Below are 24469 nucleotides of genomic sequence, written 5' to 3' on the forward strand. Positions count from 1 at the left end.
CGATGTGACGCATTCGCCCCTTGCCGGGGCCCGCCTCTCCACCGGTCCTCGTCGCGGGGTCCACCGCCCCGCCGAGGTGTGCGAGCATGAATTGAGAAAACGAGGCGCCGGGCCCGGAATGAAACCGCGGTCCCGCTGGTTGCCACCGACGGCAAGAGTCCGACGTTTCCCCAGCCACCGGCGGGGAGCCGCCCACTTCGGGAGTGAATGCAGATGTCCGTACAGGACGACAAGACCACCGTGAGCGACGGCATCCTCCTGTCCGACGCCGCCGCCGAGAAGGTCCGCACCCTGCTGGAGCAGGAGGGCCGCGATGACCTCGCGCTCCGCGTCGCCGTCCAGCCCGGCGGCTGCTCCGGCCTGCGTTACCAGCTCTTCTTCGACGAGCGCTCCCTCGACGGCGACGTCGTCAAGGACTTCGACGGCGTCAAGGTCGTCACCGACCGCATGAGCGCCCCGTACCTGGGCGGCGCCTCCATCGACTTCGTCGACACCATCGAGAAGCAGGGCTTCACGATCGACAACCCGAACGCCACCGGCTCCTGCGCCTGCGGCGACTCGTTCAGCTAAGCCGTACGGCGAGCCCGTGCGGCTCGCCTCCACGGCGAAGGGCCTGGGCCCGGTCGGAGACGACCGGGCCCAGGCCCTCCGTGTTTCCCGTGCCCGCGCCTACTGGCGGGGGAGCGGCTTGCCCGAGGTGGCGTCGACCACCTTGCGGTCGCCGAGCGGCTGCTGGAGCGTCGCCGTCAGGGTCATCTCCTGCGCGAGCATGATGCAGGCCTGGCCCGGCTTGTGCGGGGTGTCCGTGATCTTCACGATGACCGAAGCCGCCTCCTCCCGCGCCTCCAGGGTGTAGGTGCTGCACACCCCGCCCCAGAAGTTCACGGTCAGCGTCCGGTCGGCCTGGGCGTACGAGAACCCGGGCACGGTGTGCGGCTTCGGAGGCACCGGGGTGCCGGCGTCGCCCGCCGCCGCCGGCTGGACCACCGTGCGGCCCGGCTTGCCCTGCGAGCCCGCCACCTCGAACAGCCAGGCCGGTACGAGGCCCCGCCCGCCGTCCACCGTCCCCGCGACCAGCCCCAGTACGGCCCCCCGCACGCTCTCGGTCCGCGGCGGCTTCATCGGGCGCGGCTCCGGGTTGCAGGGCAGGGTGTCCGTCGCGCCCGTCGGGGTGTCCGGGGTCAGCGGCACCGTGGTCGCGCAGCCGCTGGGACCCGGGCCGGTGCCGTCGCCGCCGCCCTTGGCCGCCGCGTTGAGGCGCTCCAGGGCCTCGGCGGCCCCGACCACCGGCTGCTCGGCCGCGCGCACCGGAGCCTTCAGCTCCCCGCTGCCCGCCACCACCGCGCCGTCGGCCCCGACGCTGATCCTGCTGGACCAGCCCTGGGTCGGGAGGCCGCCCACCACCGGGTCGGCGATCACCACCCGGACCGAACCCTGGATGAGCCGGGCGTCCACCTTGGCGTCGGACTGCCCGGCGGCCGCGAGCACCGGGGCCGCGGCGGCCTTCGCGGCCTGCTCGGAGACCGGCTTCGCGCCGCCGGTGCCCTCCTGGGGGAGGGTGGCCGGGCCGCAGGTGTCCTTGCCGCGGACGCAGTCGTCGCCGGCGCTGCCGGGCTCGCCCAGGCCGCCGCCCTGATAGCGGGCGAAGGACCAGGTGCCCGGGGCCTTGCGGGTCACCGTGAGCCGGGGCCCGGAACCGTCGGCCGTCTCACCGGCCTGCCAGGAGTCGCCGGCCGGCCGGGGCGCGCCGGACAGGCCGAGGGACTTCGCGAGCCGGGCCACCTCGTCGGAGGTGACCTCCCCGGACGCGGCGAAGGAGGGCGCGGTACCCGGCCCGTCGGGCAGCTTCACGTCGGCCCGGTACGTCACCGGCCCCCCGGCCGGGTCCGGCTCCCCGGGGGCGATGCCGGGCCCAGGCGGGGACCCGGCCGCGCGCGGCGCGACGGCCGCGCTGTCACTCGTACGGCCGCCGCCGGAGGCGTCGCCGTGCGCCGTCGACGCCCAGTACGCCGTACCACCGCCGGCCAGCAGGACGGCGGCCGCGATCGAGCCGATGGCCCAGGCGGGCCGCCGTCGTGTGGCGTGTGATGTGTCGGGTTGTTCGCTGGTCACCGCATCGCTCCTTAGCGTGTCCCGCCGTACGTGATGCGGGTGGGACGCGACGGCCGCGAAACCGGTTCCCTCGGATCCGCTAGTCGCCGTACGCGGCGGTGGAGGCGATCAGCCGGGCCGAGGAGGGCGGGACGGCAACCCCGTGGATCTGGGAGGGCGCCACACGGACCGGCCGGGGCTCCCGTTCCACGGCCCAGTGCGGGGCCATCCGGGCGCAGTCGCCGAGCAGCCGTGCGAAGCCGGGCCGCGCCTCGGAGGCGTGGTCCGTGTACCCGAAGCCATCGGTATAGGTCATGGGGGCACCGTAAGGTCGCCGTCATGGGCGAAGGAAGTCCTACTACGGGGTAGTTTCGGCGGGTCGGCCCGGGGGCGCGGACCGGGTAGTTTTGATTGTCACCCGCCGTCCTCCGCAGGAGCATCCACGCCGTGCGCATCGCAGTCACCGGCTCCATCGCCACCGACCACCTCATGACCTTCCCGGGCCGCTTCGCCGACCAGTTCGTCGCCGACCAGCTCCACACGGTCTCCCTCTCCTTCCTCGTCGACAACCTCGACGTCCGGCGGGGCGGCGTCGGCCCGAACATCTGCTTCGGCATGGGCCAGCTCGGCAGCCGCCCGATCCTCGTCGGCGCGGCCGGCTCCGACTTCGACGAGTACCGCGCGTGGCTGGACCGGCACGGCGTCGACACCGAGTCCGTCCGCATCTCGGAGGTGCTGCACACCGCGCGCTTCGTCTGCACCACGGACGCCGACCACAACCAGATCGGCTCCTTCTACACGGGCGCCATGAGCGAGGCCCGCCAGATCGAGCTCAAGGCCGTCGCCGACCGCGTGGGCGGGCTCGACCTCGTCCTCATCGGCGCCGACGACCCCGAGGCGATGCTCCGCCACACGGAGGAGTGCCGCACGCGCGGGATCCCCTTCGCGGCGGACTTCTCGCAGCAGATCGCCCGCATGGACGGCGAGAACATCCGCACCCTGATGGAGGGCGCGACGTACCTCTTCTCGAACGAGTACGAGAAGGGCCTCATCGAGTCGAAGTCCGGCTGGACCGACGAGGAGATCCTCGCCAAGGTCGGCACCCGCGTCACCACCCTCGGCGCGCAGGGCGTGCGCATCGAGCGGGTCGGGCAGGAACCGATCCTGGTCGGCTGCCCGGAGGAGACGGCGAAGGTCGACCCGACCGGCGTCGGCGACGCGTTCCGCGCGGGCTTCCTGACGGGGCTCGGCTGGGGCGTCGGCCTGGAGCGGTCCGCGCAGATCGGCTGCATGCTGGCCACCCTGGTGATCGAGACCCTGGGCACCCAGGAGTACACGCTGGCCCGCGCCCACTTCATGGAGCGCTTCACGAAGGCGTACGGCGAAGAGGCCGCCGCCGAGGTCCGGGCGCACCTGCCTTCCTGACGCGCCGCCGCCGCGCGCGGCTCGGTGCCGGGGCGCCTCCCCGGCTTCGCGCCGCCGCGCCGGACCCCGTCCGCCGGCGGCGGTCGCGGGGGCGCCGCTGCGCGGGGCGTGGCTCCCCGGCCCGCCCTTCGCCCGTTCCCCGGACCTCCGCCCCTGCCCCCGCCAGCCTCCGCCCCGGGGCTCCGCCCCGGACCCGCCGGAGTCCGACCCGGGCGCCCCGGTCCCGACCGGGGCCGAGCCCCCGGTCCCGAGAGGTATGCGCCGGCCCAGAGCTGCGCCCAAACCCTCGGGCTGCCCCGGATCGCCGGGGTCTGCCGGGGCCCCCAGGGCCGCGTTCCCCGCGCATCGCTGCCGGCGGCCGGGTCCCGGTCGGGGCGCTGTTGGGTGCGGGGTCGCCGCTGCGAGGGGCGTGGCTCCCCGACCCGCCCTTCGCCCGTTCCCCGGGGCTCCGCCCCGGACCCCGCCGGCCCCTGCCCCCGGGCTTCCGCCCGGACCCCCGGGGCATACCCGGACCTCGGGGCTGTGCCCCGGACCCTCGGCTCCGCCCCAGCCACGGGCGCTGCGCTCGGACCTGCATCTCCGCCCCGGACCCCGCCGGGCCCCGCCCCCGGGCTGCGCCCGACCCGGGCTGTGCCCGACCCCCCGGGCTGTGCCCGACCCGGGCTGTGCCTGACCCCCCGGGCTGTGCCCGACCCGGGCTGTGCCTGACCCCCCGGGCTGCGCCCGACCCGGGCTGCGCCCGCCCCCCCGGGCTGCGCCCGCCCCCCCGGGCTGCGCCCGACCCGGGCTGTGCCCGACCCCCCGGGCTGTGCCCGACCCCCGGGCTGTGCCCGACCCCCCGGGCTGTGCCCGACCCCCCGGGCTGTGCCCGACCCCCCGGGCTGTGCCCGACCCCCCGGGCTGTGCCCGACCCGGGCTGTGCCCGACCCCCCGGGCTGTGCCCGACCCGGGCTGTGCCCGACCCCCCGGGCTGTGCCCGACCCGGGCTGTGCCCGACCCCCGGGCTGTGCCCGACCCGGGCTGTGCCCGACCCCCGGGCTGTGCCCGACCCCCGGGCTGTGCCCGACCCGGGCTGTGCCCGACCCCCGGGCTGCGCCCGACCCCGGGCTGCGCCCGGACCCCTGGGGCGTACCCGGACCCTCGGCTCCGCCCCAGCCCCGGGCGCTGCGCTCGGACCTGCATCTCCGCCCCGGACCCCGCCGGGCCCCGACCCCCCGGGCTGCGTCCGACCCCTCGGGCTGAGCCCGACCCCCACCGGGCCGCCCCCCCCGCATCGCCCACCGGTGGGCGCAGCCGGCGGCCGGGTCCCGGGCAAGGGGCGCGGGGGGGGGTGTGAGTCACCCGGGTGTGAGGGGGGGGCAAGCGGTACGCCGCCCCGCCCCGCCCCGCCCCGGCGCGGGGTCAGGCCTCGCGGCGGATCCGGTACGCGGCGGCCGGTCCGCGGGGGGTTTCGCCCAGGTAGGTGTGGCCGCGCATCGCGCACCACGCCGGGATGTCCAGGCGGGCCACCTCGTCGTCCGAGACGACCGTGACGGTGCCGCCGACCGGGACCGTGGTGATGGCCCGGGCCAGCTCGATCACCGGCTGCGGGCAGCGCAGCCCCAGCGCGTCGACCTCCACGGCGTCGGCCACCGGCGCCACCGGGGCCGGTTCCGAGACTCCGAGCTTCTCCCGTACGCCCGCCACCGCGCCCGGCAGCACCTCCAGGAAGCCGTTGACCTCCTCGGCGGTGGTGCCCGGCGGCAGGGAGACCCGTACGTTCCCCTCCGACAGCACCCCCATCGCCCGCAGCACGTGACTGGGGGTCAGCGTGGAGCTGGTGCAGGACGAGCCCGAGGAGACGGAGTAGCCGGCGCGGTCCAGCTCGTGCAGCAGGGTCTCGCCGTCGGCGTACAGGCAGGAGAAGGTGACCAGGTGGGGCAGGCGCCGGTCGGCGTCACCGACCACCTCCACGTCCGGCACCAGCCGGACCACCCGCCGCCGCAGCCGGTCCACCAGGACCCGCAGCCGCGCGGCCTCCGCGTCCGCCTCCGCCCGCACCGCGCGCAGCGAGGCCGCGGCCGCGACGATGGCGGGCAGGTTGGCGAAGCCGGGGGAGCGGCCGGACTCCCTCTCGTCGGCGGGGCCTTGGGGGGAGAAGCGGACCCCCTTGCGCACCGCCAGCAGTCCCACCCCGGGCGGGCCGCCCCACTTGTGGGCGCTGGCCGCGAGGACGGACCACGCGCCCTCCACCCGGCCCCAGCCCAGGGACTGGGCGGCGTCCACCAGCAGCGGCACCCCGGCGGCCCCGCAGACCTCGGCCACCTCGGCCACCGGCTGGACCGTGCCCACCTCGTGGTTGGCCGACTGGAGACACGCCAGAGCCGTGGTCGAGCCCAGCACGGACGCGTATCCATCGGGCGACACCGCGCCGAGCCGGTCCACGGGAACCTCCGTCACCGTGCCCCCGGCCGCCGCGTGCGCGTCCGCCGCATGGAGTACGGAACTGTGCTCCACCGCCGACACGACCAGATGGCCGCCTACGCGCCGGCGCCCCGCGAGCACCCCCGCCATGCCCGTGTGAACCGCGTGCGTTCCCGAAGGAGTGAATACGAGCTCGTCGGCGCGGCACCCCACCGCCTCGGCCGCGGCCTCGCGCGCCGCGTCCAGCAGCAGCCTGGCCCGCCTGCCCTCCCGGTACAGCCGGGCGGGGTCCGCCCAGCCCTCGTCCAGGGCGGCGTGCAGGGCCTGCCGGGCCACGGGATGGAGGGGGGCGGCGGAGGCGGTGTCGAAGTACGGCATCCGGCCACGGTAGAGGGTGGCCGCCGGCCGGGCCGGAGCACGCCCCGCGGGCACCCGCTTCAGGGACCGTCAGATGGCGTCCCCGGCCCGCCCTTCGGGACCGGAAGGCCGGTCCCCCGTACGGCGGATCCATCCCTTCGGGGGCAGTAGCGGCGCGTTGGGCACCCTCCCCGCGCGACCCCAAATAGCGTCCAGTAGGGTTTGGTCCGCATAAACATCCAAACCCCTGCCTGCGTCAGGGCCGGCGACCGACCCGAACACGGCCGCGGCCGGCCGCGCGGGCCGAGACTCTCGGGAAGGCGCTACGTGAGTCCCTACGGCTCCGACCGCTCGCCGCGGCGCCCGATGCGGCGGAAGCTGCTGCAGGCGCTGACTGCGGGCGTGGTCCTGGCGACCGCCACTGGTTGCTCGTACACCTGGAAAGACTTCCCCCGCCTCGGAATGCCCACCCCGGTCACGGAGGAGGCGCCTCGCATCCTTTCCCTGTGGCAGGGATCCTGGGCGGCCGCTCTCATCACGGGCATCCTGGTGTGGGGCCTGATCATGTGGAGCGTCATCTTCCACCGGCGTAGCCGGACGAAGATCGAGGTCCCCCCGCAGACCCGGTACAACATGCCGATCGAGGCGCTGTACACCGTGGTCCCGCTCATCATCGTCTCGGTGCTCTTCTACTTCACCGCGCGTGATGAGTCGAAGCTGCTCGCCCTCTCCTCCAAGCCGGCGCACACGATCAACGTGATCGGCTTCCAGTGGAGCTGGGGCTTCAACTACGTGGAGAACGTCGACGGCGATGCCGCGACCCCGAAGGCGGGCGAGACCCCGAAGGAGCTCGCCTCCCTCCCGGACCGCTACATCAAGTCCTTCCCCGCGGGCGCCGAGGGCGTCTACGAGAAGGGCGTCCCCGGCGACCGCAACGCGGACACCAACAACCCGGGGCCGACCCTCTACCTGCCCAAGGGCGAGAAGGTCCGCTTCATCCTGTCGTCGAACGACGTCATCCACTCCTTCTGGGTGGTGCCCTTCCTGTTCAAGCAGGACGTCATCCCCGGTCACACCAACGTCTTCGAGGTCACCCCGACCCAGGAAGGCACCTTCATGGGCAAGTGTGCCGAGCTCTGCGGTGTCGACCACTCGCGCATGCTCTTCAACGTGAAGGTCGTCTCTCCCGCGGAGTACAAGGCGCACCTGAAGGAGCTGGCGGAGAAGGGGCAGACCGGCTTCCTGCCGGCCGGCATCAAGCAGACTGACCCCGCCCGGAATGCGGAGACGAACAAACTGTGAGCATCCTCAACGAATCCCAGGGTGCCGCGTCAGCTGACTCGTACGAGAACGAGCTGCCGGTGCGGCGCAAGCAGCCGGGCAACGTGGTCGTGAAGTGGCTCACCACCACCGACCACAAGACCATCGGCACGATGTACCTGGTCACGTCGTTCGTGTTCTTCCTGATCGGCGGTCTCCTGGCGCTCTTCATGCGCGCCGAGCTGGCTCGTCCGGGCACGCAGATCATGTCGAACGAGCAGTTCAACCAGGCGTTCACCATGCATGGCACGATCATGCTGCTCATGTTCGCGACCCCGCTGTTCGCCGGCTTCGCCAACTGGATCATGCCGCTGCAGATCGGCGCGCCCGACGTGGCGTTCCCGCGGCTGAACATGTTCGCGTACTGGCTGTACCTCTTCGGCTCGACGATCGCGGTGGCCGGCTTCGTCACCCCGCAGGGCGCCGCCGACTTCGGCTGGTTCGCCTACACCCCGCTGTCGGACGCCGTCCGTTCGCCGGGCATCGGCGCCGACATGTGGATCATGGGCCTGGCCTTCTCCGGCTTCGGCACGATCCTCGGCTCGGTCAACTTCATCACCACGATCATCTGCATGCGCGCTCCGGGCATGACGATGTTCCGCATGCCGATCTTCACCTGGAACGTGCTGCTGACCGGTGTCCTGGTCCTGCTGGCCTTCCCGGTGCTCGCCGCCGCGCTCTTCGCGCTGGAGGCCGACCGGAAGTTCGGTGCGCACGTCTTCGACCCGGCCAACGGCGGGGCCCTGCTGTGGCAGCACCTCTTCTGGTTCTTCGGACACCCAGAGGTGTACATCATCGCGCTGCCGTTCTTCGGCATCGTCTCGGAGATCATCCCGGTCTTCTCGCGCAAGCCGATGTTCGGTTACATCGGTCTGATCGCCGCGACGATCGCGATCGCCGGCCTCTCGGTGACGGTGTGGGCCCACCACATGTACGTCACCGGCGGCGTGCTGCTGCCGTTCTTCTCCTTCATGACCTTCCTGATCGCGGTACCGACCGGTGTGAAGTTCTTCAACTGGATCGGCACCATGTGGAAGGGCTCGCTGTCCTTCGAGACCCCGATGCTCTGGACGATCGGCTTCCTGGTCACCTTCACCTTCGGTGGTCTGACCGGCGTCATCCTGGCCTCGCCCCCGATGGACTTCCACGTCTCCGACTCGTACTTCGTCGTCGCGCACTTCCACTACGTCGTCTTCGGCACCGTGGTGTTCGCGATGTTCGCCGGCTTCCACTTCTGGTGGCCGAAGTTCACGGGCAAGATGCTGGACGAGCGCCTCGGCAAGATCACTTTCTGGACGCTGTTCATCGGCTTCCACGGCACGTTCCTGGTCCAGCACTGGCTGGGCGCCGAGGGCATGCCGCGTCGTTACGCGGACTACCTCGCGGCCGACGGCTTCACGGCGCTGAACACGATCTCCACGATCAGCTCGTTCGTGCTCGGCCTGTCCTTCCTGCCGTTCATGTACAACGTCTGGAAGACGGCCAAGTACGGCAAGAAGATCGAGGTCGACGACCCGTGGGGCTACGGCCGTTCGCTCGAATGGGCGACGTCCTGCCCGCCGCCGCGGCACAACTTCCTCACGCTGCCGCGCATCCGCAGTGAATCGCCGGCGTTCGACCTGCACCACCCGGAGATCGCGGCCCTCGACCACCTCGAGGACCACGTCGCCGGCGGGACCAAGGCCCTCACCGGGGACAAGGAGGCCGGCAAGTGAAGATCCAGGGCAAGATGTTCCTCTGGCTCTCCGTCTTCATCCTGATCATGACCGTCGTGTACGGCGTCTGGTCGAAGGAGCCGGTCGGAACCACCGCTCTCGCGCTGGCCTTCGGCCTGAGCGCCATGATCGGCTACTACCTGGCCTTCACGGCCAAGCGCGTGGACGAGATGGCCCAGGACAACCTGGAGGCCGACGTCGCCGACGAGGCGGGCGAGCTGGGATTCTTCTCCCCGCACAGCTGGCAGCCGCTCTCGCTGGCCATCGGTGGCGCGCTCGCGTTCATGGGCGTCGTCTTCGGCTGGTGGCTCATGTACTTCTCGGCCCCGATCATCCTGATCGGCCTGTGGGGCTGGGTGTACGAGTACTACCGCGGTGAGAACCAGAACCAGTAGCACCGGCAGCACGCTGTACGCCGCGGCCCGCCGCGGCGCCTGAGGGGCCCGGACACCTTTTCGGAGGAGTCCGGGCCCCTCGTTTGCAGTCACCCCGCGCGCTGGATTTGTCATATCTTCATAGCGTTGGGCGCATGAACCACTCACCGCGTCTTTGGACGGCACTCAGCTGCTCCCTGCTGGTCGCGTCCCTCGGGGCCGGCGCCACCGCATGCGGGTCCGGCGACACCAACCCGCTGTCCGCCCGCCCGTACGACGCGGGCGACCAGGTCGTCTTCAACCAGGCCCCCGGCGGACGCCCCGCCGACCCCGACAAGCCGCTCGAGGTCACCGCCAAGGGAGCCGAGGCGCGGATCACCGACGTGATGGCCGTCGACACGCACGGCCGCCGCCTGGCGGGCGAACTCTCAGCCAAGGGCGACCGCTGGCACAGCACCGTCCCGATGGCGGCGGGCGTGCGCTACACGGTCACCGTGAGCACGGAGGACCAGCGGGGGGCCCCGGGGCAGCGCACGACGACGTTCGAGACCACCCCGGCCAAGAAGGTCCTCAAGGTCGAATTCGGCCCCGAGGAGGGCAAGTACGGCGTCGGCCAGCCCCTCACCGCCGAACTCAACGAGCCCGTCAAGGACAAGGCCGCCCGCGCGGTCGTCGAACGGGCTTTGATCGTCGACGCGCCGCCCGGGGTCGAGGGCGCCTGGCACTGGGTGGACGACAAGAACCTGCACTACCGCCCGAAGGACTACTGGCCCGCCCACAGCACCGTCTCCGTACGGAGCAACCTGGAGGGCATCAGGGTCTCCGACGAGCTCCACGGAGCCGCGTCCCAGCCGCTGAAGCTGGAGATCGGCGACCGGGTCGAGGTCACCACCGACGCCGCCTCGCACTACCTCACGTTCGAGCGCAACGGAGAAGTGATCAACACCATCCCGGTGACCACCGGCAAGCCCGGCTTCTCCACCCGCAACGGGGTCAAGGTGGTGCTCGGCAAGCAGTACTACGTACGGATGCGCGGCGACACCGTCGGCATCGGCGGCAGCGAGTACTACAACCTGCCCGTCTACTACGCCACCCGGGTGACGTGGAGCGGTGAATACGTGCACGCCGCGCCGTGGTCGATCGGCTCCCACGGCTACGAGAACGTCAGCCACGGTTGCACCGGCATGAGCACCGGCAACGCCGCCTGGTTCTACGAGAACATCACCGAGGGCGACATCGTCAAGGTGATCAACAGCATCGGCGACGACATGGACACCTTCGGCAACGGCTTCGGCGACTGGAACATGGAGTGGAAGGAGTGGCGCGAGGGCAGCGCACTCCTCAAGGGCACCCAGGAAGGCCGCAGCCCCGTCGACCAGGCGCGGCTGCGCCCCACCGTCTGAGAGGCCCGCAGAAGGGCGTACAGGCCCGCGGGCGGCCGCCGGGCCGGCCGCGGGCCCGCGTCACGCCCCGGGTGCCCCTCGCGCCTCAGGCGTCCAGTGACAGCCGGGGCCGCAGCAGACCCGCGAGGGTGTCGGGGAAGTCGACCGGGTCCACCGGAAGGGTGACCGCCGCGTCCGCCCGGCTCCAGGTGGCCAGCCAGGCGTCCTGGGGGCGTCCCATCAGCAGCAGCACCGGGGGACACCGGAAGATCTCGTCCTTGATCTGCCGGCACACACCCATGCCCCCGGCCGGAACCGCCTCGCCGTCCAGTACGCACAGATCGATGCCGCCGGCGTCCAGCTCCTTGAGGACCGCTGGAAGCGTGGCGCACTCCAGGAACTCCACCGGCGGCAGGTCCGGGGCGGGCCTGCGCCCGGCGGCCAGCCGCACCTGCTCCCGGGTACCCGCGTCGTCGCTGTAGACCAGAACCCGCGCAGTCGCCCGCATTTCGTCCTCCACGTGGCCGTGAATCACGCTGATGATGCGCGGGATGCTACTCCGTCCGACCGGTTGTCAACATCGGTTCCGCCAGCCTCGCGACCGGTCTTCTGATGGGCCGTTCGGGCCTTGCACACCCCCCTGACACTCCGAACGGCACCCCCCGGGGTGAGGGCGGGATAAGCGACCGACATAATGTCGGTCGTGGCGACAGCAACGACAGTAGATACCGGGCACGCGCACCCGACGGTCAACCGGCCGAACCTCGTCAGCGTCGGAACCATCATCTGGTTGAGTTCCGAGCTGATGTTCTTCGCGGCCCTCTTCGCGATGTACTTCACCCTGCGATCCGTGACGGGTGCCGAGTACTGGACAGAGCAGGCCGAGGCCTTGAATCTGCCCTTCTCGGCAACGAACACCACGATCCTGGTGCTCTCCTCGCTCACCTGCCAGCTCGGCGTATTCGCCGCCGAGCGCGGTGACGTGAAGAAGCTCCGGACGTGGTTCATCATCACGTTCGTCATGGGTGCGATCTTCATTGGCGGCCAGGTGTTCGAGTACACCGAGCTGGTCAAGCACGAGGGCATGTCCCTCTCGTCCGGTCCGTACGGCACGGTCTTCTACCTGACCACCGGCTTCCACGGTCTGCACGTGACGGGCGGTCTCATCGCCTTCCTGCTGGTCCTCGGCCGGACGTACGCGGCCAAGAGGTTCACCCACGAACAGGCCACGTCGGCCATCGTCGTGTCCTACTACTGGCACTTCGTCGATGTCGTCTGGATCGGCCTCTTCGCGACGATCTACCTGATCAAGTAGCGAACACGTCGCCGGCTCGCCCGGCACTCCATCCAGAAACACCGACGCAGAAGATCCTGACACCGGGGTAATCCGTGAAAAAGCTCTCCGCACGACGACGCCATCCGCTGGCGGCGGTCGTCGTTCTACTCTTCGCGCTGGCGGTCACTGGGGGGCTGTACGCCGCCTTCGCGCCCGCGGGCAAGGCGCAGGCCGATGAAACCGCCCAGTCCCTCGCCATCGAGGAGGGCAAGAAGCTCTACGCCGTGGGTTGCGCAAGCTGCCACGGAACCGGCGGTCAGGGTTCCTCTGACGGCCCGAGCCTGGTCGGCGTCGGCTCCGCGGCCGTCGACTTCCAGGTGAGCACGGGCCGCATGCCCGCCCAGCAGCCCGGCGCCCAGGTGCCGAAGAAGCCGAACATCTACACCCAGGCCCAGATCGACCAGCTCGCGGCGTACGTCGCGTCCCTCGGCGCCGGCCCGATCACGCCGACCGAGAAGCAGTACGACCCGGCCGGGGCCGACATCGCCGCTGGTGGTGAGCTGTTCCGCAACAACTGCGCGCAGTGCCACAACTTCACCGGCGAGGGCGGCGCACTGACGAACGGCAAGTACGCCCCCAACCTTGAGGACGTCTCGCCGAAGCACATCTACGAGGCCATGCTGACCGGCCCGCAGAACATGCCCTCCTTCCCCGACAGCACCATGCCGGAGAAGCAGAAGAAGGACATCATCGCGTACCTCGAGAACGTCAACGGCGAGAAGTCCACCAGCCCCGGTGGCCTCAAGCTCGGCGGCCTCGGTCCCGTCTCCGAGGGTCTGTTCGGCTGGATCTTCGGCCTGGGTGCGCTGATCGCTGTTGCCGTCTGGGTCGCGGCCCACACCGCTAAGGCCAAGAAGTCATGAGTAGCCAAGACATTCCCGAAGACAAGCACCTGCCGAGTGAGCAGGGCGACGCGCACCACGGTGCCGTAGCGGTCGCGGACGACCCGTTCGCGGACCCGGGCCTCCCGGTCCACAAGCCGCGCATCCAGGACATCGACGAGCGGGCCGCCAAGCGGTCCGAGCGTACGGTCGCGATGCTGTTCACCCTGTCGATGCTGGCCACGATCGGCTTCATCGCCGCGTTCGTGTCCATCCCGGTGGAGAAGATCGTTTACATCTTCCCCGTCGGGAAGGTCAGCGCGCTGAACTTCGCGCTCGGCCTGACGCTGGGCGCGGCCCTGTTCTGCATCGGCGCCGGCGCGGTCCACTGGGCCCGCACCCTGATGTCCGACGTCGAGGTCGCCGACGAGCGCCACGAGATCGCCGCCTCCCCGGAGGTCAAGGCGAAGGTCATGCAGGACTTCGCCGCCGGTGCGAACGAGTCCGGCATCGCCCGCCGCCCGCTGATCCGCAACACGATGCTCGGCGCGCTGGCCCTGCTGCCGCTCTCCGCCGTCGTGATCCTGCGCGACCTGGGCCCCCTGCCCGAGGACAAGCTGCGCAAGACCCTGTGGTCCAAGGGCAAGCTGCTCATCAACCAGAACACGATGGAGCCGCTGCGTCCCGAGGACGTCCTGGTCGGTTCGCTGACCTTCGCCATGCCGGAAGGCCTGGAGGAGGACCAGCACGACTTCCAGGTCCAGATCGCCAAGGCCGCCCTGATGATCGTCCGCATCAAGCCGGAGGACATCAAGGACAAGCAGGAGCTGGAGTGGTCCCACGACGGAATCGTGGCCTTCTCCAAGATCTGCACCCACGTCGGCTGCCCGATCAGCCTGTACGAGCAGCAGACGCACCACGTGCTGTGCCCGTGCCACCAGTCCACCTTCGACCTCTCCGACGGCGCCCGTGTCATCTTCGGCCCGGCCGGTCACGCCCTCCCGCAGCTGCGGATCGGTGTGAATAGCGAAGGCTTCCTCGAGGCGCACGGCGACTTCGAAGAGCCCGTCGGTCCTGCATTCTGGGAGCGCGGATGAGTACTTCTGCCAACAACGAACGCACCGCGTCGCGCGGCGAGCGCGTAGCCGACTGGGCGGACGGCCGCCTGGGCATCTACGGCCTCGCCAAGGCGAACATGCGCAAGATCTTCCCGGACCACTGGTCCTTCATGCTGGGTGAGATCTGCCTCTACAGCTTCATCATCATCATCCTCACGGGTGTGTACCTGACGCTGTTCTTCCACCCGAGCATGAACGAGGTCGTCTACCACGGCTCGTACGTGCCGATGCAGGGCGTCCTGATGTCCGAGGCCTTCGCCTCGACCCTGGACATCAGCTTCGACGTCCGCGGTGGTCTGCTGATCCGCCAGATCCACCACTGGGCGGCGCTGATCTTCGTCGCGGCCATGGTCGTGCACATGATGCGCGTCTTCTTCACCGGCGCGTTCCGCAAGCCGCGTGAGGTCAACTGGATCTTCGGCTTCCTGCTGCTGGTCCTCGGCATGTTCACCGGCTTCACCGGTTACTCGCTGCCGGACGACCTGCTCTCGGGTACCGGTGTCCGCTTCATGCAGGGCGCCATCCTGTCCGTCCCGGTCGTCGGCACCTACCTGTCGATGTTCCTCTTCGGCGGGGAGTTCCCGGGCGGCGACTTCGTCGCGCGCTTCTACTCGGTGCACATCCTGCTGCTGCCCGGCATCATGATGGGCCTGCTGGTCGCGCACCTGATCCTGGTGTTCTTCCACAAGCACACCCAGTTCGCCGGCCCCGGCAAGACGAACAACAACGTCGTCGGCATGCCGCTGCTGCCGGTCTACATGGCCAAGGCCGGAGGCTTCTTCTTCCTGGTCTTCGGCGTCATCGCGGCCATCGCGGCGATCGCCTCGATCAACCCGATCTGGGCGCTCGGCCCGTACCGCCCGGACCACGTGTCCACCGGTGCGCAGCCCGACTGGTACATGGGCATGCCGGAAGGCCTCATCCGTGCCATGCCGGGCTGGGAGATCAACCTGTGGGGCCACACGCTCGTCCTGGGCGTGTTCATCCCGCTGATCCTCTTCCCGCTGGTCCTCGGAGCCATCGCCGTCTGGCCGTTCATCGAGTCCTGGGTCACCGGCGACAAGCGCGAGCACCACATCCTGGACCGCCCGCGCAACGTCCCGACCCGTACGGCCTTCGGTGTCGCCTGGATCGCGGAGTACATCGTGCTCCTCATCGGCGGCGGCAACGACATGTTCGCCCAGTACTTCCACCTGTCGATCAACTCGATCACGTGGTTCGTCCGGATCGGCTTCTTCGTCGTCCCGGTCCTGGCGTTCATCGTCACCAAGCGGATCTGCCTCGGCCTCCAGCGCCGGGACCACGACAAGGTGCTGCACGGTCGCGAGACCGGCATCATCAAGCGTCTGCCGCACGGTGAGTTCGTCGAGGTCCACGAGCCGCTGTCCCAGGACAAGCTGCACACGCTCACCGCGCACGAGCAGTACGCGCCGATCGAGATCGGCCCGACGGTCGACGAGAACGGCGTCGAGCGCAAGGTGACGCGGGGCGAGAAGCTGCGGGCGAAGCTCAGCAAGGGCTTCTACGCGGAGAACAACCAGATTCCGAAGCCCACGGTGGAGGAGTACAAGGAGATCCAGGCCGGACACGGCCACCACTGATCTCCGGCACGACCCGCTCGGGGGATCGGTTCCGGCCGGTCCCGGTGTCGCCACAGCGAGAGCCCCGTCCAGCGACTGGACGGGGCTCTTCGCTGTCATCCGGGCTGGATAGGCTGAGATCCTTCCCATTCGGCGTGGGCGCCGACACCGGGCGGCCCACGAGCAGCAGGAGCGGACCATGAACGTTGTGACCCCGGCAGGCGGCGACAGCGTGGCGGCCCGCGGCTGGCCGGGTGTCCTCGACGCCCTGCTCGGCGGCCGTGACCTCGGCGCGGACGACACCGCCTGGGCGATGGACCGGATCATGCGGGGCGAGGCCACCGACGCGCAGATCGCCGGTTTCGCGGTCGCGCTGCGGGCCAAGGGGGAGACCGTCGAGGAGATCGGCGGCATGGTGCGGGCCATGTACGCCCACGCCAACCTGATCGAGGTGCCGGGCCGGACGGTGGACATCGTCGGCACCGGCGGCGACGGGGCCAAGACGGTGAACATCTCGACGATGTCCTCCATCGTGGTGGCCGGTACGGGCGCGAAGGTGGTCAAGCACGGCAACCGGGCCGCGTCCTCGGCGAGCGGCTCCTCGGACGTGCTGGAGAAGCTCGGCGTCAACCTCAACCTGACCCCCGCACGGGTGGCGGAGGTCGCGGAGCAGGCCGGCATCACCTTCTGCTTCGCGGTGACGTTCCACCCGGCGCTGCGCTACGCGGCGGCCGCCCGCCGCGACCTCGGCATCCGCACCACCTTCAACTTCCTCGGCCCGCTCACCAACCCGGCCAAGGTCCGCGCGCAGGCCACCGGCGTCGCCGACGCGCGGGTGGCTCCCATCGTGGCCGGGGTGCTCGCCGAGCGCGGCTCGTCCGCCCTGGTGTTCCGCGGCGACGACGGCCTCGACGAACTGACCACCACCGCCACCTCCCGCGTGTGGTGGGTCCGCGAGGGAACGGTGACCGAGCTGCCCTTCGACCCGCGCGACGTCGGCATCCCGCTGGTGGACGTGGCGCGGCTGCGGGGCGAGGACGCCTCGTACAACGCGGACGTAGCCCGCCGCCTGCTGGCCGGGGAGACGGGCCCGGTCCGCGACGCCGTCCTGCTGAACGCGGCGGCGGCCCTGGTCGCCCTCGACCCCGGCACCGGCTCCCTGGAGGAGCAGATCGCGGGCGGCATCGCCCGTGCGGCGCAGGCCATCGACTCGGGCGCGGCGCGTGCGGCGCTGGAGCGGTGGGTGGCGGCCAGCAACGCGTAGCGAGGCCGTTGGCGCCGCCCGCGGCCGTCTCCGCCGCCCACGGCGGGAGAAGGTGCGGAAAGGCGTCCGGAGGGGTGACCCCGGTCCACGATGCGGACCGGGGTCTTGCGCGTGCGGGCCCGTGTGGCAGGATGCTCCCCAAGGTCACGAGTGACAGCGTTCAGGCCCCGGCTTGCTGTCCGGCAACCCTCCTTCCGTGGCGGGGTGCCCCGGGTGATGACCAGGCCGTAGGCAGCGAGGTCTACGGCAAGCGCGGATCCCTCGATACCAGGGGTCCTGGTCTCTCGAGGAGCGTTTTCCGTGAGCAAGCGAATGCGATAGGGCGACTCCGCCCCTTCTTCAACCCCCGGACCGGGTCCCTTCCGTGTACCCCCGTCAGGTCCGGGGCTCCCCGTACCCCTCAGGTCGGCCGCCGAGCCGTACCCGCGTACGGGCACACCCGAAGCCATTCAGCCCTGCCTGCCGGGAGATACCGCCATGTCCGCATCCGCATCCGCCTCCCTGAACGCCGCCACCGCCGCCGCCGACGGCCCCGCCTGTGGCGGGCCGCTGCCGGTGCTCGGCCGGGACGTCACCGTCCCCCTCGTCACCGGCGGCGAGGTCACCTACGCCGCCCTCGACTACGCGGCCAGCGCCCCGGCGCTCCAGCGGGTCTGGGACGACGTCGCCGCGTACGCCCCGTACTACGGCAGCGTGCACCGGGGCGCCGGCTACCTCTCCCAGCTGTCCACCGACCTCTTCGAGCAGAGCCGGGCCACGGTCGCCGAGTTCCTCGACTGCCGCCCCGGTGACCAGGTGGTCTTCACCCGGTCCACCACCGACTCCCTCAACCTGCTCGCCGCCGCGCTGCCCGCCGACTGCCGGGTCTTCGTCTTCGAGACCGAGCACCACGCCTCGCTGCTGCCCTGGGGCGACGCCCGGGTCACCTGCCTCGACGCGCCGCGCACGCCCGGCGAGGCCGTCGCCACCCTGGAGCGGGCCCTGGCCGAGCGCGACCCCTACGGCCCGGCCCTGGTCTGCGTCACCGGCGCGTCCAACGTCACCGGCGAGCTGTGGCCCGTACGGGAACTCGCCGCCGCCGCGCACGCCCACGGCGCGCGGATCGTGCTCGACGCCGCCCAGCTGGCCCCCCACCACCCCGTCTCCGTACGGGAGCTGGACGTGGACTGGGTCGCCTTCTCCGGGCACAAGCTGTACGCCCCCTTCGGCTCGGGCGTGCTCGCGGGCCGCGCCGACTGGCTCCAGGAGGCCGAGCCGTACCTCGCGGGCGGCGGCGCCTCCCGTACGGTGGCCCGCCGCGAGGACGGCGGCGTCGACGTCGAGTGGCACACCACCGCCGCGCGGCACGAGGCCGGCTCCCCGAACGTCATCGGCGTCTACGCCATCGCCTCCGCCTGCCGCGCGCTGCGGGAGGCCGGCTTCGAGAACCTGGTCGCCCGGGAGGACCACCTCATCGCCAAGGTCCGCGAGGGCCTCGCGGAGGTCCCGGCCGTGCGGGTGCTGTCCCTGTTCGGGGACGACGCCCCGCGGGTCGGCGTCATCTCGTTCGTGGTCGAAGGCTGGAACAGCTCGCACTTCGCGGCCGCGCTGTCCGCCGAGTACGGGATCGGTGTGCGCGACGGGCTCTTCTGCGCCCACCCGCTGGTACGGACCCTGCTGGGCGGCGAGCCGCAGGCCCAGGGGGAGTGCGGGGCGCCGGAGGCGGCGCCGGGGGAGAGGTCGCTGAACGCCATCCGGGTCAGCTTCGGGGCCGGCACCCCGGACGAGCACGTGGAGCGTTTCGTGAAGGCCGTGCGGGAGCTCGTCGAGGACGGCGCGAAATGGCGGTACCGCACGGAGCAGGGCCGCTGCGTCCCGGCGGTGTAGTACCGCGAGCGGGCCGCCGCCCCGCGCGGCGGCCTCCCCGCACCGGACCGGAGGCTAGGCGTCCAGGCCGATGGCGAAGGCGGCTTCGAGGTCGTGCTGGGAGTACGTGCGGAACGCCACGTGGGTGTCGGTGGCCTCGACGCCCGGGATCTTGCTGATGCGGCCCGGGATGACGTCCGCGAGGTTCTCGTGACGGGCCACGCGGACCAGGGCGATCAGGTCGTACGTGCCGGTGACGGAGTAGACCTCGCTGACGCTGTCCAGCTGCGCGATCGACTCGGCGATCTCGGGGATGCGGTCCACGCTGGTCTTGATGAGCACGATCGCGGTGATCACGGTTGGCTGTCTCCCTCGACGGCAGTCACTGGTCTCCTCACTCTAGTCGCACGGCGATACCGCCCCCACGCGTAGAGGAAGCCGACCGAGAAGCCCACCACGTGGGCCAGATAGGCCACTCCCGGCCCGCTCCCGGCGCGCTGCGCCGCCAGCCACTGGAGGCCGAACCAGAACAGCAGCACGATCCACGCCGGGAAGCGCAGCGGCAGGAAGAGCAGGAAGGGGAACAGGCTCGTCACCCGGGCCCGCGGGAAGAGGCGGAGGAAGGCCCCCAGCACCGCCGAGATCGCCCCGGACGCCCCCACCAGGGTCTGGTCCGAGGACGCGTTGGCCGCCGCGTAGGCCGCCAGCGCGAGGTATCCCGTACAGACGTAGAAGGCGAGGAACGGGATCCGGCCCATCCGTTCCTCCGTCATCACCCCGAAGACGTAGAGGAACAGCATGTTCCCGAGCAGGTGCAGCCAGCTGCCGTGGACGAAGAGCGCCGTCAGCGGGGTCAGCAGCGGGCGTGCCGCTCCCGAGAAGAGCTCGTCCGGGACGACGCCCCAGCGCCGGAAGTACGCCGTCCCCCTCTCCATCAGCAGCTCGCCCGTCCCGTAGGCCGGGTTCAGGCCAGAAGCCGGTCCGAGGAAGAACACCGTGCAGCAGGCCGCGATCAGCGCGTACGTGATCACGGGGCCCCGGGCGGCCTCGCACAGGGTCCGCCACTTTACGATCATGCGATAGAGCATGACGCAGCCGGACCCGCCTGAGGGTGGTGCCAGGCCGTAGGGTTACGTGCTGCGGTCCGGCGACCGCGGCGCGAGGCTTTAATTGAATGAGCTACGAAGGAGAGAGCGGCCTGATGACGGTTCCCCTGCCGACCGACACCACCCGGTGGCGCTGCACCCTGTGCGGCAACCTCACGCGGTTCGATGTCACCCGATCGTCGAAGGTCGTGGAGTACGTCCACCTCGATCTCGCCGGGGAGCCCAAGGTCGAGGAGCGCGAGGTGGTCAGTGAGACCATCGAGTCGGTCCGCTGCCGCTGGTGCAACGCGGTGGACCAGATCGAGCTCGTGGACAGGCCGGGCACCGACTCCTGACGGAGCCGGGCCCACAGTAGATCACGGTAGGGGTGACGGATTGTGGAGCCAGCAAGCGGCGCGAGGCCGGCCGACGCGGCCGGTGACGCCGCGGAGGTCCTCGACCGCCCGCTGCCGGAAGGCGTGCGGCGCCGGGTCGTCACGATCGTCTCGGACGCCTTCGGCGCCCTGACGGTCGCGGACCTTCCGGCGCAGCTGCGCCAGTACGCCCGGTTCACCCCGACCCGGCGCGCCAAGTTCGCGGGCAACGCCATGGCCGTCGCCGTGGAGACCGACGGGGTCTTCCGCAGCCGGATCGCGGAGAAGCTGCGCGAGGCGCAGCCGGAGCTGGCCGGAGCCCTGGAGTCCGGGGCCCCGCCCGCCGCCGCGGACCCGCTGGACGTGGCGGCCGCCGCGTACGTGCTGCGTCCGGCCGGCTGGGTCAAGCTGGTGGCCTCCGCGGGCGAGGAGGCGCAGCGCGCCGACGCCGAGCGCGTCGGCGACGAGACCCGGCGGGAGCTGGAACGGCTGCGCGAGGAGCTGGCCCACCTGAAGGAGGCCCAGCGCTCCGGGGGCGAGCAGGTACGGGCCGAGCTGGAGGCCGCCCGCAAGGAAGCGGAATCGCTTCAGCGCAAGCTGCGCAGCGCCTTGAGCGACGTCAAGCGGGGCGAGGCCGCGCTGCGCAAGCTGAACGGCGAGATCGACGCGATCCGGGGTGAGGCGGCCGCGCAGGTGGCCGCCGCCGAGAGCGAGTCCCGGCGCCTCAAGTCCCGCCTGGCGGAGGTGGAGTCCTCCCTGGAGACCTCGCGCCGCGCCACCCGTGAGGGGCGCAGCATCGAGGACATGCGGCTGCGCCTGCTCCTGGACACGGTCCTGGACGCGGCGGCGGGGCTGCGGCGGGAGCTGGCGCTGCCGCCCGTCTCCACGCGGCCGGCCGACACCGTGGACGCGGTGGAGCCGGGCCGGATGACCCCGAAGGACATCGCGGCGCGCGCCCTGTCGGAGACCGATCCGGCCCTGCTGGACCAGCTGTTGGCGCTCCCTCAGGCGCATCTGGTGGTCGACGGCTACAACGTGACGAAGACCGGCTATCCGACGATGCCGCTGGAGAAGCAGCGGCTGCGGCTGCTGGGCGGGCTGTCCATGCTGGCCGCCCAGACGGGCGCCGAGATGACGTGCGTCTTCGACGGCGCGGAGCTGGCGGCGCCGGTGCTGCTCGCACCCCCACGCGGGGTTCGCGTGCTGTTCTCCAAGGCCGGTGTCACCGCTGACGAGTTGATCCGCCAGCTGGTGCGGGCCGAGCCGCCCGGCCGTCCGGTGGTGGTGGTCTCCACCGACCGCGAGGTCGCCGACGGGGTGGCCAAGGCGGGCGCCCGGCCGGTGACGTCCGCATTGCTGCTCAAGCGGCTTTCGCGCGTTTCGTGACGCCTGGGGCCCGTGCCGGGTCCGGCGGCAGAAGCGGAAGACGGACCGTCAGCCCCTCGGTACGCAGTGTGGGCCCCGGGTAAAGGAAGCGGAACGGGCGCGGGTTTTTTCCGCAGGGGGTTTGAAGTGATCAAGGCCGGTCACTAGGGTCTGCTCAAACCTTCGTGCGGTAGGTCACTCATTCGAGTGCGGGCGGAGGTGCTGCCGAGCGTGCCCGCGCCCGTCTTCGGCGGCCCGAGGAAGAAGGAGCTCGCCCCCGTGGCGTCCCACCGTCGACCCAAGCAGCCCACCCGCACGCGCGTGACCGTGCTCACCGCCACCGCCGCCGCGGCGGTCGCCCTCTCCTCGCAGTCCGCCGTGGCCGCCCCCGACAAGCCCGGCAAGGACGAGGTCGCGTCGAAGGCCGACGCGCTCTACGAGGAGGCCGAGCAGGCCACCGAGAAGTTCAACGAGGCCCGCGAGCACCAGGAGAAGCTGGAGAAGGAGATCGCGCAGCTCCAGGACGCCGTCGCCCGCGACCAGGGCGAACTCAACGACCTGCGCAACACGCTCGGTTCGCTGGCCGCGGCACAGTACCGCGGCGGGGTAGTCGACCCGTCCGTCGCGCTCCTGCTCTCCGGCGATCCGGAGACCTACCTCGACAAGGCCGCCACGCTCCAGCAGTTGAGCGGGAAGCAACTCGAAGCGATAGCCAGGATCCAGGCCAAGCAGCGCGCCCTCGCACAGCAGCGCCAGGAGGCCACCGGCAAGCTCGCCGACCTCGACGCCACCCGCAAGGAGCTCGCCGAGAAGAAGAAGGCCGCCCAGGACAAACTCGCCGAGGCCCAGGCCCTCCTCAACACGCTGACCGCGCAGGAGCGCGCCCGGCTCAAGGACGAGGAGGCACGGCAGAGCAAGGCCGGGCGGGCCGCCGCCGAGAAGGCCGCCCCCGCCACGAGCGCCTCGGGCCGCGCCGGAGCCGCCCTGGCCGCCGCGAAGACCAAGGTGGGCAGCGCGTACATCATGGGCGCCACCGGCCCCAGCGCCTACGACTGCTCGGGGTTGACGCAATGGGCCTACGCCCAGGCCGGCGTCAGCATCAGCCGCACCACCTACACCCAGGCGAACGACGGCACGCGCATCGGCCGCGGTCAGCTCCAGCCCGGTGACCTCGTCTTCTTCTACGACGACCTGCACCACGTCGGTCTGTACGCCGGCAACAACATGACCCTGCACGCCTCCAACCCGCGCGGCGGGGTCAAGTACGAGTCCATGGACAACATGCCGTTCCAGTTCGGCGTCCGGGTCTGATCCCGCCCGGCGGACCGCCCCGCGCACCGCCCATCCGGGCGAATTGCGCTGACCCCCTCCCGCCCCGCGCCCCGCCCATGACCTGCGTCTGAGGCGGCACCCCGCCCCGCGGCCGCCGCCGCGGCCGTTGGCCCGTGCGTGGCCGCGCGGCTACTGTCTGCCAGCGCGGAACCCGGCACACGTCCGTCCACGGGGGGCGGACCCGGGCCCCGCGCAGCGGAAGGGAGCGGTTCCACGTGGCGTCCCATCGCCGGCCCGGGCTCAGCGGCCTCGACCGGAACACCAAGGTCACCGCCTTCACCGCCGCCGCGGCCAGCGCCGCCGTGGCCATGACGGGCGCACCCGCCCTCGCCTCCCCGGGGCTCCCGCACGAACCCGCCGGCGGCAGCCGCTCCCAGGTCGACCGGCTCTTCGAAGAGGCCGAACAGGCCACCGAGCGGTACAACGAGGCCGGCGAGAAGGCCGACGCCCTGCGCGCCGAGATCAGCCGGGCCCAGGACGCCGTCGCCCGAGGCCAGGACCGCATCAACACCATGCGCGGGGTCCTCGGCGCCTTCGCCGGCGCCCAGTACCGCTCCGGCGGCCTCGACCCGACCGTCGAACTGATGCTGTCCGACGACCCCGGCGCCTACCTCGACAAGGCCGCCGTCCTCGACCGGCTCAGCGGCCGCCGGGCCGAGCAGCTCGGCGAACTCCGCGAGGAGCAGCGGCGGATCGCGCAGCAGCGCCAGGAAGCCGCCCGCAAACTCGCCGAACTGGAGTCCCTGCGCACCGAGGTGGCCACCCAGAAGCGCGCGGTCACGGCGAAGCTCGCCGCCGCGCGCCGGCTGCTGAACGCCATGCCCTCCGAGGAGCGGGCCGACTTCGAGCGGGCCTCCCGCTCCGGGGGCCGCGACGGCGTCGACGGCCCGCCGGGACCGCCCTTCGGCGGCGGCCGGGTCTCGGGCCGCGCCATGACCGCCGTGATGGCCGCCCGGGCGGCCGTCGGCCGGCCGTACGTGTGGGGCTCCACCGGCCCCTCCGGCTTCGACTGCTCCGGTCTGATGGTGTGGTCGTACCGCCAGGCCGGGGTCTCCCTGCCGCGCACCTCGCAGGCGCAGCGGTACGCGGGCCGGCAGGTGCCGCTCTCGCAGGCACAGCCCGGGGACCTGGTGACGTACCGCTCCGACGCCAGCCACGTCGGCATGTACGTCGGCAACGGCCAGGTGGTGCACGCCCCTTACCCGGGCGCGCGGGTGCGCTACGACCCCGTCGGCATGATGCCGGTGTCCTCGGTGACCCGGCCCTGAGCCGGGCCGCGCGT

General features: G+C 71.6%; 22 protein-coding genes and 1 riboswitch. Of the genes, 16 read left to right on the forward strand and 6 right to left on the reverse strand.

The window, feature by feature from the left end; genetic code table 11:
- Positions 1 to 213 precede the first annotated feature (213 nt).
- Entirely contained in the window at positions 214 to 570 is a 357-nt protein-coding gene (locus ACZ51S_RS20910; protein WP_030029080.1) for a HesB/IscA family protein, read from the forward strand.
- Between the two features lie 99 nt (positions 571 to 669).
- Here ACZ51S_RS20910 and ACZ51S_RS20915 read toward each other — a convergent pair whose 3' ends face one another.
- Positions 670 to 2112 carry a hypothetical protein gene (locus tag ACZ51S_RS20915; RefSeq protein WP_468802179.1) on the reverse strand — a complete coding sequence of 481 codons (1443 nt, stop codon included), beginning with the start codon at positions 2110 to 2112 and terminating at the stop codon, positions 670 to 672.
- A gap of 79 nt (positions 2113 to 2191) precedes the next feature.
- Entirely contained in the window at positions 2192 to 2407 is a 216-nt protein-coding gene (locus ACZ51S_RS20920; RefSeq protein ID WP_467893285.1) for a hypothetical protein, read from the reverse strand.
- A 131-nt stretch (positions 2408 to 2538) separates the two neighbouring features.
- Between ACZ51S_RS20920 and ACZ51S_RS20925 the strand changes: the two genes are divergently transcribed.
- Positions 2539 to 3516 carry a carbohydrate kinase family protein gene (locus tag ACZ51S_RS20925; protein ID WP_467893286.1) on the forward strand — a complete coding sequence of 326 codons (978 nt, stop codon included), beginning with the start codon at positions 2539 to 2541 and terminating at the stop codon, positions 3514 to 3516.
- A gap of 1401 nt (positions 3517 to 4917) precedes the next feature.
- Here the strand turns inward: ACZ51S_RS20925 and ACZ51S_RS20930 are convergent.
- A complete protein-coding gene (locus ACZ51S_RS20930; protein WP_468477222.1) occupies positions 4918 to 6297 on the reverse strand; it encodes an aminotransferase class V-fold PLP-dependent enzyme in 1380 nt (459 codons plus the stop codon).
- Between the two features lie 306 nt (positions 6298 to 6603).
- Between ACZ51S_RS20930 and ctaC the strand changes: the two genes are divergently transcribed.
- The 4 genes from ctaC (at position 6604) to ACZ51S_RS20950 (ending at position 11088) form a co-directional block, all read left to right on the forward strand.
- Entirely contained in the window at positions 6604 to 7578 is a 975-nt protein-coding gene (ctaC, locus tag ACZ51S_RS20935; protein ID WP_388935631.1) for an aa3-type cytochrome oxidase subunit II, read from the forward strand.
- A complete protein-coding gene (gene ctaD, locus ACZ51S_RS20940) occupies positions 7575 to 9311 on the forward strand; it encodes an aa3-type cytochrome oxidase subunit I (protein WP_388935627.1) in 1737 nt (578 codons plus the stop codon). Before ctaC ends, ctaD begins: the two co-directional genes overlap by 4 nt.
- The gene (locus tag ACZ51S_RS20945) at positions 9308 to 9706 is read left to right on the forward strand and encodes a cytochrome c oxidase subunit 4 (RefSeq protein ID WP_249765692.1); all 399 of its coding nucleotides are present in this window, start codon (positions 9308 to 9310) and stop codon (positions 9704 to 9706) included. The genes ctaD and ACZ51S_RS20945 overlap by 4 nt, the downstream gene beginning before the upstream one ends.
- A 134-nt stretch (positions 9707 to 9840) precedes the next feature.
- Positions 9841 to 11088, forward strand: a complete 1248-nt coding sequence (locus ACZ51S_RS20950) for a L,D-transpeptidase (RefSeq protein WP_468477221.1) — start codon at positions 9841 to 9843, stop codon at positions 11086 to 11088.
- 85 nt (positions 11089 to 11173) lie between these two features.
- Here the strand turns inward: ACZ51S_RS20950 and ACZ51S_RS20955 are convergent, their stop codons facing one another.
- A complete protein-coding gene (locus ACZ51S_RS20955; protein WP_388935620.1) occupies positions 11174 to 11575 on the reverse strand; it encodes a DNA-binding transcriptional response regulator in 402 nt (133 codons plus the stop codon).
- A gap of 186 nt (positions 11576 to 11761) precedes the next feature.
- Between ACZ51S_RS20955 and ctaE the strand changes: the two genes are divergently transcribed.
- From ctaE to ACZ51S_RS20985, 6 genes are all read left to right on the forward strand, one after another.
- Positions 11762 to 12382, forward strand: a complete 621-nt coding sequence (gene ctaE, locus ACZ51S_RS20960) for an aa3-type cytochrome oxidase subunit III (protein ID WP_007263684.1) — start codon at positions 11762 to 11764, stop codon at positions 12380 to 12382.
- Between the two features lie 74 nt (positions 12383 to 12456).
- The gene (gene qcrC, locus ACZ51S_RS20965) at positions 12457 to 13266 is read left to right on the forward strand and encodes a cytochrome bc1 complex diheme cytochrome c subunit (protein ID WP_388935616.1); all 810 of its coding nucleotides are present in this window, start codon (positions 12457 to 12459) and stop codon (positions 13264 to 13266) included.
- Positions 13263 to 14321, forward strand: coding sequence for a cytochrome bc1 complex Rieske iron-sulfur subunit (gene qcrA / locus ACZ51S_RS20970; RefSeq protein ID WP_468477220.1), 1059 nt, complete (start codon positions 13263 to 13265; stop codon positions 14319 to 14321). The genes qcrC and qcrA overlap by 4 nt, the downstream gene beginning before the upstream one ends.
- A complete protein-coding gene (gene qcrB, locus ACZ51S_RS20975) occupies positions 14318 to 15943 on the forward strand; it encodes a cytochrome bc1 complex cytochrome b subunit (RefSeq protein WP_388935611.1) in 1626 nt (541 codons plus the stop codon). Before qcrA ends, qcrB begins: the two co-directional genes overlap by 4 nt.
- Positions 15944 to 16121: 178 nt before the next feature.
- Positions 16122 to 17186, forward strand: coding sequence for an anthranilate phosphoribosyltransferase (gene trpD / locus ACZ51S_RS20980; protein ID WP_468477219.1), 1065 nt, complete (start codon positions 16122 to 16124; stop codon positions 17184 to 17186).
- 142 nt (positions 17187 to 17328) lie between these two features.
- A riboswitch (SAM riboswitch) is annotated at positions 17329 to 17445 on the forward strand.
- Positions 17446 to 17663: 218 nt separating this feature from the next.
- On the forward strand, positions 17664 to 19052 hold the full coding sequence (locus tag ACZ51S_RS20985; protein ID WP_468802178.1) for an aminotransferase class V-fold PLP-dependent enzyme: 1389 nt from the start codon (positions 17664 to 17666) through the stop codon (positions 19050 to 19052).
- A 54-nt stretch (positions 19053 to 19106) separates the two neighbouring features.
- On the opposite strand, the gene ACZ51S_RS20990 is transcribed toward ACZ51S_RS20985, so the two are convergent.
- Together ACZ51S_RS20990 and ACZ51S_RS20995 are read right to left on the reverse strand one after the other, a co-directional pair.
- Positions 19107 to 19388, reverse strand: coding sequence for an Lrp/AsnC family transcriptional regulator (locus ACZ51S_RS20990; RefSeq protein ID WP_344153804.1), 282 nt, complete (start codon positions 19386 to 19388; stop codon positions 19107 to 19109).
- Entirely contained in the window at positions 19385 to 20119 is a 735-nt protein-coding gene (locus ACZ51S_RS20995) for a rhomboid family intramembrane serine protease (protein WP_388935601.1), read from the reverse strand. Before ACZ51S_RS20995 ends, ACZ51S_RS20990 begins: the two co-directional genes overlap by 4 nt.
- A gap of 113 nt (positions 20120 to 20232) precedes the next feature.
- On the opposite strand from ACZ51S_RS20995, the gene ACZ51S_RS21000 reads away from it, so the two are divergent.
- The 4 genes from ACZ51S_RS21000 to ACZ51S_RS21015 all read left to right on the forward strand — a co-directional run bounded on the left by ACZ51S_RS21000 (position 20233) and on the right by ACZ51S_RS21015 (position 24455).
- On the forward strand, positions 20233 to 20472 hold the full coding sequence (locus tag ACZ51S_RS21000) for a hypothetical protein (protein ID WP_007263676.1): 240 nt from the start codon (positions 20233 to 20235) through the stop codon (positions 20470 to 20472).
- Positions 20473 to 20511: 39 nt separating this feature from the next.
- The gene (locus ACZ51S_RS21005; RefSeq protein ID WP_388936215.1) at positions 20512 to 21876 is read left to right on the forward strand and encodes an NYN domain-containing protein; all 1365 of its coding nucleotides are present in this window, start codon (positions 20512 to 20514) and stop codon (positions 21874 to 21876) included.
- A gap of 258 nt (positions 21877 to 22134) precedes the next feature.
- Positions 22135 to 23166 (forward strand): C40 family peptidase, encoded by a 1032-nt coding sequence (locus tag ACZ51S_RS21010; RefSeq protein ID WP_468961711.1) that lies wholly within the window; start codon positions 22135 to 22137, stop codon positions 23164 to 23166.
- Positions 23167 to 23402: 236 nt separating this feature from the next.
- The gene (locus ACZ51S_RS21015) at positions 23403 to 24455 is read left to right on the forward strand and encodes a C40 family peptidase (RefSeq protein ID WP_468477217.1); all 1053 of its coding nucleotides are present in this window, start codon (positions 23403 to 23405) and stop codon (positions 24453 to 24455) included.
- Positions 24456 to 24469 lie beyond the last annotated feature (14 nt).

The sequence above is a fragment of the Streptomyces sp. NPDC034043 genome (assembly GCF_055575675.1).